Origin of the sequence: Streptomyces sp. SID9727, from assembly GCF_010550605.1 — a bacterium.
GTDB lineage: Bacteria > Actinomycetota > Actinomycetes > Streptomycetales > Streptomycetaceae > Streptomyces.
The window spans coordinates 22,369-33,534 of record NZ_JAAGNI010000056.1 but is presented as its reverse complement, the minus strand read 5'-3'; the positions used below and the strand labels follow the sequence as shown (position 1 = coordinate 33,534).

11 protein-coding genes are annotated in these 11,166 nt (G+C 70.4%); 7 read left to right on the top strand and 4 right to left on the bottom strand.

What is annotated here, in order from left to right:
• On the bottom strand, nucleotides 1-1,322 hold a 1,322-nt coding region (locus G3I41_RS03270), incomplete at its 3' end, for a glycoside hydrolase family 27 protein (RefSeq protein ID WP_203600108.1).
• Nucleotides 1,323-1,586: 264 nt separating this feature from the next.
• Between G3I41_RS03270 and G3I41_RS03265 the strand changes: the two genes are divergently transcribed.
• The 5 genes from G3I41_RS03265 to G3I41_RS03245 all read left to right on the top strand — a co-directional run bounded on the left by G3I41_RS03265 (nucleotide 1,587) and on the right by G3I41_RS03245 (nucleotide 6,275).
• Nucleotides 1,587-2,876: an ABC transporter substrate-binding protein gene (locus G3I41_RS03265; RefSeq protein ID WP_164398791.1), complete on the top strand. Its 1,290-nt coding sequence runs from the start codon at nucleotides 1,587-1,589 to the stop codon at nucleotides 2,874-2,876.
• A 15-nt stretch (nucleotides 2,877-2,891) separates the two neighbouring features.
• Entirely contained in the window at nucleotides 2,892-3,806 is a 915-nt protein-coding gene (locus tag G3I41_RS03260; protein WP_164398790.1) for a sugar ABC transporter permease, read from the top strand.
• The gene (locus G3I41_RS03255) at nucleotides 3,803-4,714 is read left to right on the top strand and encodes a carbohydrate ABC transporter permease (protein ID WP_164398789.1); all 912 of its coding nucleotides are present in this window, start codon (nucleotides 3,803-3,805) and stop codon (nucleotides 4,712-4,714) included. Before G3I41_RS03260 ends, G3I41_RS03255 begins: the two co-directional genes overlap by 4 nt.
• Before the next feature lie 145 nt (nucleotides 4,715-4,859).
• Complete coding sequence (locus G3I41_RS03250) at nucleotides 4,860-5,126, top strand: hypothetical protein (RefSeq protein WP_143625684.1); 267 nt, start codon at nucleotides 4,860-4,862, stop codon at nucleotides 5,124-5,126.
• A 111-nt stretch (nucleotides 5,127-5,237) separates the two neighbouring features.
• Complete coding sequence (locus G3I41_RS03245; RefSeq protein WP_164398788.1) at nucleotides 5,238-6,275, top strand: NUDIX hydrolase; 1,038 nt, start codon at nucleotides 5,238-5,240, stop codon at nucleotides 6,273-6,275.
• Here the strand turns inward: G3I41_RS03245 and G3I41_RS03240 are convergent.
• On the bottom strand, nucleotides 6,234-6,944 hold the full coding sequence (locus G3I41_RS03240; RefSeq protein ID WP_164398787.1) for an MBL fold metallo-hydrolase: 711 nt from the start codon (nucleotides 6,942-6,944) through the stop codon (nucleotides 6,234-6,236). The two genes, G3I41_RS03245 and G3I41_RS03240, sit on opposite strands and share 42 nt — an antisense overlap.
• Before the next feature lie 90 nt (nucleotides 6,945-7,034).
• Complete coding sequence (locus G3I41_RS03235) at nucleotides 7,035-8,399, bottom strand: dipeptidase (RefSeq protein WP_164398786.1); 1,365 nt, start codon at nucleotides 8,397-8,399, stop codon at nucleotides 7,035-7,037.
• Between the two features lie 184 nt (nucleotides 8,400-8,583).
• Between G3I41_RS03235 and G3I41_RS03230 the strand changes: the two genes are divergently transcribed.
• Entirely contained in the window at nucleotides 8,584-9,798 is a 1,215-nt protein-coding gene (locus tag G3I41_RS03230; RefSeq protein ID WP_164398785.1) for a geranylgeranyl reductase family protein, read from the top strand.
• Between the two features lie 38 nt (nucleotides 9,799-9,836).
• Here the strand turns inward: G3I41_RS03230 and G3I41_RS03225 are convergent, their stop codons facing one another.
• The gene (locus G3I41_RS03225) at nucleotides 9,837-10,301 is read right to left on the bottom strand and encodes a nitroreductase/quinone reductase family protein (protein WP_164398784.1); all 465 of its coding nucleotides are present in this window, start codon (nucleotides 10,299-10,301) and stop codon (nucleotides 9,837-9,839) included.
• Nucleotides 10,302-10,443: 142 nt separating this feature from the next.
• Between G3I41_RS03225 and G3I41_RS03220 the strand changes: the two genes are divergently transcribed.
• A complete protein-coding gene (locus tag G3I41_RS03220) occupies nucleotides 10,444-11,154 on the top strand; it encodes a TetR/AcrR family transcriptional regulator (RefSeq protein ID WP_164398783.1) in 711 nt (236 codons plus the stop codon).
• The last annotated feature ends 12 nt before the right edge of the window (nucleotides 11,155-11,166 follow it).

Below are 11,166 nucleotides of genomic sequence, written 5' to 3'. Positions count from 1 at the left end.
AGCGCGGCGGTGCGGCCCGCCTCGACCAGCGGGCTGCCCTCCAGGGCGAGTTCGACGGCCGGCGGGTGCGCGGCCCACCGGTGGCCGGCGGCGACGCGCAGCAGCACGGTGCCGTGCGCGGGCACGGTCGCGGAGAGGGCGCCCGCCGTGTTGCGGGTGGTGTGCTCCCACAGGTCGCGGACGGTGTACCCGGACGCGTGCGGCAGGCCCACCGCGGCGGCCGTGGTGGAGATCCGCTGCGCGCTGCCGGTCTCGTTGAACAGGGCCACGGCCCGGGAGCCGTCCCCCATCTCCTTGGCGACGACCCAGCGCCCGCCCTCGGAGGAGAGCACCTCTCCCTGCCGGCCCAGCGGATCCTGGTCGACGGCGATGACCTCCTCATTGGAGAGGATGTCGAACGTCTCCTGCGAGGCGGTACGCAGGTCGGAGCCGATGAGCAGCGGCGCCGCCATCACCGACCACATCGAGAAGTGGGTGCGGTACTCGGTGTCCGTCATCCCGCCGTTGCCGACCTCCAGCATGTCGGGGTCGTTCCAGTGCCCCGGGCCGGCCGCGGCGGCGAGCGGGAGGTTCTGCTTCATGATCGACAGCATGCTGCCCCAGCTGTCGTTGATGTCGCCCGTGGTGCGCCAGAGGTTGCCCAGTTCGGCCGCCCATTCCCAGGGCTTGTTCTGTCCCCATTCACAGATGCTGTAGACGATGGGACGGCCGGTCGCGACGAGCGCGTCCCGCATCGCCGTATAGCGCTTCTTGGCGTCGACTCCCTGGTTGTTGCAGTTGTCGTACTTGAGGTAGTCGACGCCCCAGTCGGCGAACTGCTGGGCGTCGCTGAATTCATGGCCGAGCGCGCCGGGAATACCCACGCTGTCGCAGGTCCTGGTGCCGGCGCTGGTGTAGATCCCCAGCTTCAGGCCCTTCGCGTGCACATAGTCCGCGACCGCTTCAATGCCGTGCGGGAAGCGCACCGGATCGGCTACCAGCTTCCCTTCGGCATCGCGCTCCGGAACCGCCCAGCAGTCGTCGAGATTGACGTACTCGTACCCGGCGTCCTTCAGTCCTTTCTCCACGAAGATATCGGCGATTCCCTTGACCATCGCCTCGTCGAATTCGGCGCGGCAATGCGTGGAGTTCCAGTTGTTGAAGCCCATGGGCGGGGTGAGGGCCAGTCCGTTCGCGGCCCGGGTCCCGGCGGCCGGTGACGGTGCCGGGGCGTGGGCGGCGGCGGGAGCCACCACCCCCGCCGCACACAGGAGGCCGGCGGCCAGGGCTCCGAGGACTCTGGGGCGGCTCGTTCGAGTGGGACGGCTTGGAAGATGACGCATCGTTACGTTCCTCCGTACTCGTGCCGGATCAGGCGAGCGACATGCACACGCCAAGACGAGCGAATACGTTAGAGCGTGTTGAACTCTGTTGGAAGAGGGCGTGGATCCCGTCGGCCACATCTCGTCAAAACCCTTGACTGCGCCCCATGTTGGGGGTGAGATCCAAGCGCACGTTCGGTTGTGTTCGGTTGCCTTCCGGAGGACGGGGTCATGGCACACTCGTACAACAGATCGGATCTGCCCGGCAGTGTCGCGGGACACCGGATGACCCGGCGGAGCCTGCTGCGAGGCGCGGCGCTCGGTGCCGGCGCGGTCACGCTCCCCGCCCTGCTCGCCGCGTGCGGCGGAGGCCCCGGCGGGGACGGCAAGACCATCACCCTGGGATCGAACGGGTCCGACCCCGTTCCCAAGAAGGCGTTCGCCGACGCGTTCAAGGCGTACGCCGCGCAGTCGGACGGCCGGAAGGTCGAGGTCAACACCGTCGACCACAACACCTTCCAGGAGAACATCAACCGTTATCTCCAGGGCAAGCCCGACGATGTCTTCATGTGGTTCGCCGGGTACCGCATGCAGTTCTTCGCGAAGAAGGGCCTGCTGTACGACATCAGCGACAACTGGCAGCACTACACGGGATTCTCCGACGCCCTGAAGGACCAGTCCACCGGCGAGGACGGCAAGCAGTACCTCACCCCGTACTACTACTATCCGTGGGCCGTCTTCCACCGGAAGAGCCTGTTCACGGAGCGCGGTTATCAGGTGCCCAAAACGCTTGACGAGTACGTGGCGCTCGCCAAGCAGATGAAGAAGGACAAGCTGGACCCCATCGCGTTCAGCGACAAGGACGGCTGGCCCGCCATGGGCACGTTCGACTACATCAACATGCGCACCAACGGATACGAATTCCACAAGAGCCTCATGGCCGGTGAGGAAGCCTGGACGGACAAGCGCGTCCGGGAGGTCTTCGACACCTGGCGGCGCCTCCTCCCGTACTGCCAGCCCGGCGCCAACGGCCGTACCTGGCAGGAGTCCGCCGCCAGTCTCCAGAAGCGCGAGGCGGGCATGACCGTGCTCGGTCTGCCGCACCCCGGGCAGCAGTTCCCCAAGGACCAACAGGCCGACCTGGACTTCTTCCCGTTCCCCGTGATCAACCCCGAGTACGGCCAGGACGCCGTGGAGGCGCCCATCGACGGGTTCCTGCTCGCCAAGAAGTCCAAGAACCTGAAGAACAAGAAGACGCTGGAGAGCGCCAAGGACCTGCTGAAGTGGCTCGCCACCGGCAAGGCCGAGGACGTCTACCTCAAGGGCGACCCCAACAACATCGCGGTCAGCGACGAGGCGGACACCTCCACGTACACCCCGATCCAGAAGAAGGCCGTCGGGCTCGTCTCGGGCGCCAAGCAGATCTCGCAGTTCCTCGACCGCGACACCCGCCCGGACTTCGCGTCCACGGTCATGATCCCCGCCATCCAGAAGTTCATCAGCAGCCCCGACGACGTGAACGGCCTGGTCAACGACATCGAACGGCAGAAGAAGTCCATCTTCGCCTCGGACTGAACCGGGAGTACCGCCGTGCCGTTCATCTCGGGGAGGCGCACCGGACGTCGGGGCACGCGGCGGTACACCCGTCGCGACCTCGTCGTGCTCGGTGTGCTGCTCGGTCTGCCCGTCCTGCTCGACCTCGCCATCGTCTGGGGCCCGACCCTGGCCTCCGTCGTCCTCTCGTTCACCAGTTGGGACGGGATCGGAGACATCGAGTGGGTCGGGACCCGCAACTACGCCAACCTGTTCACGAACTACCCGCAGTTCTGGCCCGCCGCCCGGCACAATCTGCTCTGGCTCGCCTTCCTCGGCCTCGTCGCCACCCCGTTCGGGCTGCTCCTGGCCGTGCTGATCGACCGCGGCGTGCGGTTCAGCCGGTTCTACCAGTCCACGCTGTACATGCCCGTCGTGCTCTCGCTCGCGGTGGTCGGCTTCATCGCCCAGCTCGTGTTCTCGCGGGACCAGGGGGCGCTCAACGCGGTCATCGGCGACACGGAGACCCCGACGGACTGGCTCGGCGATCCGGACCTCAACATCTGGATGGTCCTGCTGGCCGCCGCCTGGCGCCACACCGGCTATGTGATGATCCTCTACCTCGCCGGGCTCAAGGCCGTCGACCAGTCGCTCAAGGAGGCGGCGGCGATCGACGGGGCGAGCGAGGCGCAGACCTTCTTCCACGTCGTCTTCCCGACCCTGCGGCCGGTCAACGTCATCGTCGGCGTGATCACCGTGATCGAGTCGCTCCGCGCCTTCGACATCGTGTACGCGGTCAACCACGGCCGCAACGGCCTCGAACTGCTGTCCGTGCTCGTCACCGACAACATCATCGGCGAGGCCAGCCGCATCGGCTTCGGCTCCGCGATCGCCGTCGTCCTGCTGACCGTCTCCCTCGGATTCGTGGCGACGTACCTGGTCCAGGAGCTCCGAGGGGAGAAAGACCGATGACCACCACGCAGACCACCCGTGCCGTCCCGGCCGCCCCCGCCGGGGCCCGCCGCCGGCTCCGCCCCGGGCGACTCGGAGTGCACGCCTTCCTGACGGCGGTCTCGCTGGCCTTCCTCGCCCCGCTGCTGCTCGCGGTGTACGCGTCCCTGCGGCCGTACGACGAGACCTCCGAGTACGGCTACTTCTCGCTGCCGCGCCATCTCTCCCTGGACTACTACCGGCAGGCGTTCACCGACTCCGGCATGACGAAGTACTTCGTCAACACCCTGATCATCGCGGTGCCGGGGGTCCTGATCACCCTGTTCCTCGCCTCGTTCGTGGCCTTCGCGCTCGCCCGGCTGAAGATACGCGGCGGGCTGGTCCTGCTCATGCTCTTCACGGCGGGCAACCTGCTCCCGCAGCAGGTGATCGTCACCCCGCTGTACGTCGTCTTCAACCGGATCCCGCTGCCGTACTGGATGTCCGACTCGATGACGATGTTCGACTCCTACTGGGCCGTCGTCCTGGTGCAGATCGGCTTCCAGATCGGCTTCTGCGTGTTCGTCCTGGCCAACTTCATGCGCACCCTCCCACCGGAGATCCTGGAGGCGGCCGTGGTGGACGGGGCGGGGGTGTGGACCCGGTTCTGGCGGATCACCCTGCCGCTGTGCCGCCCGGCGCTCGCCGCGCTGGGCACGCTCCAGTTCACCTGGATGTACAACGACTTCCTGTGGGCGCTGGTCTTCATCTCCGACGGCGACAAACTGCCCGTCACCTCCGCGTTGAACAACCTGCGCGGGCAGTTCTTCACGGACTACAACCTGCTCGCCGCCGGTTCCGTGATCGTGGCGCTCCCGACCCTCGTCGTCTTCCTGCTGCTCCAGCGGCACTTCATCGCCGGACTCACGCTGGGGTCCGGGAAGGGGTGAGTGGAGCCTTCGCCGCCCGAGCCGGTGTCGTCCGAGCCGGAGTCGCCCCGGCCGGAGTCGCCCGAGGCCCCGGCGGGGGCTTCCGGCGCGCCGCCACGGTCCTTGCGGGCCCGCCGTTGTCAGTGGCGGGTGCGATCCTGCGTGCATGGACGAGATCATGCGACGGCGGGTGTACGGCGCCGACCACGAAGACCCCGACCCGGGCCCGCGGCCCGGCCGCGAGTACCGCGAACTGGTCGGCGGGCCGCTCGACGGACTGCTCCTCGACGTGACCGGGTGGACACCGGTGGCCCTCGCGGACGGCTCCGCCCTGGTCACCGAGATCGGCGCGTACGGACCGGGAGGCCGTGCGGAGTACGGGCCGCGCCCGGACGAGCCGGACAAGTGGGACTGGCGGGGCGATACGCCGTAGCCCGTGCGCGGCCCCCGCCGTCCCGCCCGCGCAACGCGTCGCCTCGGGCGGGTTTTCGCGGCAGGGTGTTGCGGGCAAGCCACAGGGGGCTGCTACGGAAGAGGGGGAACCGTGATCGTCTGGATCAACGGTGCGTTCGGCGCCGGAAAGACCAGCGCCGCGCGTGAACTGATCGATCTGATCCCGAACAGCACCTTGTACGACCCGGAACTCACCGGGACGGGGCTCGGAAGCCTGCTGCCCCAGAAGAAACTGGCCGAGGTGACGGACTTCCAGGACCTGCCGATCTGGCGGCGCCTCGTGGTGGACACCGCCGCCGCGCTCCTCGCCGAGCTGGGCGGAGTCCTCGTCGTGCCGATGACCCTCCTGAGACAGGAGTACCGCGACGAGATATTCGGCGGCCTCGCCGCCCGGCGCGTACCGGTGTGCCATGTGCTGCTCTCACCTGAGGAAACGATCCTGCGCACCCGTATCGCCCACCGGGCGCAGGACCCGGGCGACGCGGAGGGGGTGGACCCGACCGGCCGCTGGGCGTACGACCGGATCGAACCGTACCGGTCGGCCCTCGGCTGGATCACCGGGGACGCCCACACCATCGACAACAGCGCGCTCACCCCGCGCGAGACGGCCGAGCGGATCGCGGAGGCCGTACGCACCGGCGCCGCCCCCGCCTGCGAGATCGTCCAGACCCCCGAGCCGACGGCGGAGACCGTCGCCTCCGGGGTGCTCCTCTTCGACGAGCACGACCGGTTCCTGCTCGTCGATCCCACGTACAAGCCCGGATGGGAGTTCCCCGGCGGCGTCGTGGAGGCCGGCGAGGCCCCCGCCCAGGCCGGGATCCGGGAGGTCGCCGAGGAGATCGGCATCCAGCTCGAACGGGTGCCCAAGCTGCTCGTCATCGACTGGGAGGCGCCCGACCCGCCCGGGTACGGAGGCCTGCGCCTCCTCTTCGACGGCGGGCTGCTGCCCCGGGCGGACGCGGAACGGCTGCTGCTCCCCGGCTCCGAGCTGCGCGGCTGGCGGTTCGTCACCGAGGCGGAGGCGGTCACCCTGCTGCCGCCCACCCGCTACGAACGGCTGCGCTGGGCGCTCCGGGCCCGCGAACGCTCAGCCGTGCTCAACCTGGAGGCCGGCGTCCCCGTCGGCTGAGGCCCGCAGGACCGCGGCGGCGTCCTCGGTGAGGGGGCCGCCGTGGCCGAAGCAGACCGTGGCCGGCTCCAGCGCGGCCAGCCGCCGGAACGAGGCCACGGCCTGCTCCCGGTCGATGTTGAAGACGCCCAGCATCACCTGCCCCACCCCGGCCACGCAGTCGCCCGTGAACAGCACGCCGTGCCCGGGCAGATGCACCCCGATGGAGCCGGGCGTGTGACCGGGGGAGTGGACCACCCGCGCCCCGCCCCCGAACGGCAGCACCACCCCGTCGGACAGCTCGGTGTCGACCCGGGTCGCAGGCGCCGGGGGAACCGTCAGCGCGTGCTCGTACAGCGGGCGTTCCCAGTCCAGGAGCACCGGTTCCCCGACCTCCTCCTCGCCCCGGATCACCGGCGCGTCCAGCCGGTGCGCCAGAATCTCGGCACCGTGGCGGTCGGCCAGCTCCTGGGCGGCGCCGTAGTGGTCCCGGTGGCCGTGGGTGATGACGATCCGGGCGATGCCGGCGGGGTCGTGGCCGAGGCCGCGCACCGCCTCCTCGATGGCGGACGCCGCGTTCACGTCGCCCGCGTCGATCAGGGTCAGCTCCGTCCCGTCGCGCCAGAGGTACGCCTGGCCGATCGGGAAGCGGAACATGTGCAACTGCGGAAGCACTTCTACGAGATCCATGCGGCGAACGTAAGCGGCGGCGGACGGCCACCGCATGGATCTACGCTCTCGGCGAGCTTCGCTCAACGCGTATCCCGCCCCGGCGGGGACTCAGACCGCCTTCGAGGCCGCGTAGTTGCGCAGGAACAGGGCCTCGGCCACGGACAGCCGCTCCAGCTCGTCGGGCGACACGCTCTCGTTCACCGCGTGGATCTGCGCCTCCGGCTCGCTGAGCCCGATCAGCAGGATCTCCGCCTCCGGGTACAGCCCGGCCAGTGTGTTGCACAGCGGGATCGAGCCGCCCATGCCGGAGGACTGCATCTCCTGGCCCGGGTACGCGACCCGCATGGCGTCGGCCATCGCGGTGTACGCCGGGCTCCCGGTGTCCGCGCGGAACGGCTGGCCCTGGCCGACCTGTTCGACCGAGACCTTCGCACCCCACGGGGCGTGCGCGAGAAGGTGCGCGGTCAGGAGCTTCGTGGCCTGCTGCGCGTCCTGGCCCGGCGGCACCCGCAGGCTGATCTGCGCGCGGGCGCTCGCCTGCACGGAGGGCGTCGCGCCGACCACGGCCGGGCAGTCGATGCCGATCACGGTGACGGCGGGCCGGGCCCAGATCCGGTCCGAGACCGTGCCGGTGCCGATGAGCCCGACCCCGTCGAGGACCTTGGCGTCCTTGCGGAACTCCTCCTCCGGGTACTGCAGCCCGTCCCACCGCCCGTCCGCGGTCAGGCCGTCGACCGTGGTCGAGCCGTCCTCGGCGCGCAGCGAGGCGAGCAGCTGGATCATCGCGGCGAGCGCGTCGGGCGCGGCACCGCCGAACTGGCCGGAGTGGAGGTTGCCCTCCAGGGTGTCGAGCTGGACCCGCAGCATCGTCATGCCGCGCAGCGTCGAGGTGACGGTCGGCAGCCCCACCCGGAAGTTGCCGGTGTCACCGATCACGATGGTGTCGGCGGCCAGCAGCTCGGGGTGCGCCTCGGCGTACCGCTCCAGACCGCCGGTGCCCTGCTCCTCCGAACCCTCCACGATCACCTTGACCGAGACGGGGACCCCGCCGTCGGCCTCCAGGGCGCGCAGCGCGAGGAGATGCATGATGAAGCCGCCCTTGCAGTCGGCCGTGCCCCGGCCGAACCAGCGCCCGTCACGCTCCGTCAGCTCGAACGGCGGGGAGATCCAGGCGGCCTCGTCCAGCGGCGGCTGCACGTCGTAGTGCGCGTAGAGCAGCACGGTGGGAGCGCCCGCCGGGCCGGGCAGGAAGCCGTAGACGGACTGGCTGCCGTCCGGGGTGTCGAGCAGGGCCACGTCCTGGAAGCCCTCGGTGCGCAGGGCGGCGGCGACCCACTCGGCGGCGCCCTCGCACTCGCTCCTCGGATAGACCGCGGGGTCCGCCACCGACTGGAAGGCCACCAGCTCGGTCAGCTCCGCCTTGGCGCGGGGCATCAGTGAGGCGACGGTCTCGGGAATCGGACGGCCGGTCATGGGGCACGCTCCTGGTGGGTGCGACGTTATGTGTACGTTTCCGGTCACTCGCCCGCCTGGAGTGCGGCGTCGCGGGTGCGTCGGAGACTCGGCCGATCCTCCCACAGCGTTTCTCGGCCAGAACGCGCCGTAGGATGCCGTGAGCAGCTTGGGCCACTGGTCGGATCGGGAGCAGAAGCACATCGTGAGCAGCGAGAACGCAGACGCCGGACATGAGCACGAAGAGTCGTCCGTGTGGGACGTCGTCGTAGTCGGCGCCGGACCGGCGGGAGCCTCCGCGGCATACGCGGCGGCCGTCGCCGGCCGTAAGGTACTGCTCCTGGAGAAGGCGGAACTGCCCCGCTACAAGACGTGCGGCGGCGGCATCATCGGATACTCGCGCGACGCGTTGCCGCCCGGGTTCGAACTGCCCCTGCGGGACCGGATCCACGCGGTCACCTTCTCGCTCAACGGCAGGCTTGCGCGCACCCGCCGCTCCAGGCGGATGCTCTTCGGCCTCATCAACCGCCCCGAGTTCGACGCGGGGCTCGTCGAGCAGGCGCAGAAGGCCGGTGCCGAACTGCGCACCGGCGCGACCGTCTCGCGGGTGGAGCAGCACGGCGCCGCGGTGCCCGACCGGCGCACGGTCGCGGTCGTGCTGTCCGGCGGCGAGACCGTCCTGGCCCGCGCGGTGGTCGGAGCCGACGGCAGCGCCGGGCGGATAGGAGCGCACGTCGGGGTGAAGCTCGACCAGGTCGACCTCGGCCTGGAGTCGGAGATCCCGGTGCCGCCGACCGTCGCGGAGGACTGGGCGGGCCGGGTCCTCATCGACTGGGGTCCGATGCCCGGCAGTTACGGCTGGGTCTTCCCCAAGGGCGACACCCTGACGGTCGGCGTGATCTCCGCGCGCGGCGACGGCGCCGGCACCAAGCGGTATCTGGAGGACTTCGTCGCACGGCTCGGCCTCGCCGGATTCGAGCCCAGGATCTCCTCGGGCCACCTCACGCGCTGCCGCAGCGAGGACTCGCCGCTCTCGCGCGGCCGGGTGCTGGTGTGCGGTGACGCGGCCGGGCTGCTGGAGCCGTGGACCCGCGAGGGCATTTCCTTCGCGCTGCGCTCGGGACGGCTCGCCGGTGAGTGGGCGGTACGCGTCGCCGAGGCGCACGACGCGGTGGACGCCCGCCGCCAGGCGCTCAACTACGCCTTCGCCATCAAGGCCGGCCTCGGCGTCGAGATGAGCGTGGGCCGGCGCATGCTGAAGCTGTTCGAGCGGCGCCCGGGCCTGCTGCACGCCGTTCTCACGGGCTTCCGCCCGGCATGGAACGCGTTCGCGGGTGTCACGCGCGGCACGACCTCGCTGGCCGAGCTGGTCCGTTCGCACCCGCTGGCCCAGCGGGCGCTCTCGGCGATGGACCGCTAGAACGCGGGATTGCGGGGGCTGACGCGCCGTCCGGTGCGTCAGCCCGCATCGGCGATCCGGAAGACGGGGTGGTCCGGGCAGGCCGCCAGGATCTCGGCGTCCGTGGACTTCGCCGTGACGCCCTGGAAGTACTGGTTGACCTCCCAGCCCCACCGCTCCAGGTACGTGCGGAGGACGGCCGCCTTGTGCGCGTCCTCCGTGATCTCCACGGCCGAGAAGACCTGCGTCCGGCGGCCGCGGCGCAGCTCTCCGCCACCCGCCGCCCGCATGTTGCGCACCCACTGCGAGTGGCCGCGGGCGGAGACCAGGTAGCGCACACCCTCATGGAGGTGCGGGTTGACCGGGACGCGCTGCATCCGGCCGCTCTTGCGGCCCCGCACCGACAGTTCCTGCGACCCGAGCAGGCTGATCCCGTGTCGCGCGAGCCATCCGACGAGGCGGTTGAAGCGGATGTTGAGCGGGCTGGCCTGCAGGTAGTACGGCTGCGTCGGCGACGGAGACATGATGTGTGACCCCCACGGTGGAAAGGCATTTCCGAGAGCGGTGCTCTCGCTTGAGATCAGTGTGCAGGGAAGCGCCGCTCAATAGCAAGAGCACTGCTCTCGTTATTGGTCGCTGCTCTGTGCGCGTGGCAGACTGAGGCCCATGAGCGCTATCCGGGGAGCCAGGGAACGGGCCCGTATCGAGGTCACCGCCGCCATCAAGGACGAGGCGAGGAAACAGCTCGCCGCCGAGGGCGCGGCAAAGCTGTCGCTGCGCGCCGTAGCGCGCGAACTGGGCATGGTCTCCTCGGCCCTCTACCGCTACTTCCCCAGCCGGGACGACCTGCTGACCGCTCTCATCGTCGACGCGTACGACGCGGTCGGCGAGGCCGCCGAGCGCGCCCACCGCGCCGCCGGGGAGTCCGGCGCCCCCGCCACCGGTCTCACCCGCTGGGTCGCCGTCGGCTGCGCCGTACGCGCCTGGGCGCTTGCCCACCCCCACGAGTACGCGCTCATCTACGGCTCGCCCGTGCCCGGCTACTCGGCTCCGCAGGACACCGTCGGCCCCGCGGCACGCGTCGGCATGGTGCTCATCGCCATCGTGGAGGAGGCCCGCCGCGACGAGGGCCTGGCGCTTCCGCCGCTCCCGGACGAGCTGCGCCCGGAAGCCGAACGGCTCGCCGCGGACGTGGCCCCGGGGCTGGCCCCGGCGGTGGCCGCCCCGCTCGTCGCCGCCTGGGCGCAGCTCTTCGGGCTGATCTCCTTCGAGGTGTTCGGCCAGTTCAACCAGGTGGTGGAGGCCCGCGAGGTCTTCTTCCGCCAAGCGGTCACGGAACTGGCCCGCACGGTGGGCCTCCTGGGCCGGCGCGGCTGAGCCGGTCCGGTG

Coding starts and splice junctions, on each gene's coding strand:
- G3I41_RS03255 (WP_164398789.1), top strand. CDS start 3,803: ATGACCACCACGCAGACCACCCGTGCCGTCCCGGCCGCCCCCGCCGGG.
- G3I41_RS03225 (WP_164398784.1), bottom strand. CDS start 10,301: ATGTCTCCGTCGCCGACGCAGCCGTACTACCTGCAGGCCAGCCCGCTC.
- G3I41_RS03250 (WP_143625684.1), top strand. CDS start 4,860: ATGGACGAGATCATGCGACGGCGGGTGTACGGCGCCGACCACGAAGAC.
- G3I41_RS03240 (WP_164398787.1), bottom strand. CDS start 6,944: ATGGATCTCGTAGAAGTGCTTCCGCAGTTGCACATGTTCCGCTTCCCG.
- G3I41_RS03235 (WP_164398786.1), bottom strand. CDS start 8,399: ATGACCGGCCGTCCGATTCCCGAGACCGTCGCCTCACTGATGCCCCGC.
- G3I41_RS03265 (WP_164398791.1), top strand. CDS start 1,587: ATGACCCGGCGGAGCCTGCTGCGAGGCGCGGCGCTCGGTGCCGGCGCG.
- G3I41_RS03220 (WP_164398783.1), top strand. CDS start 10,444: ATGAGCGCTATCCGGGGAGCCAGGGAACGGGCCCGTATCGAGGTCACC.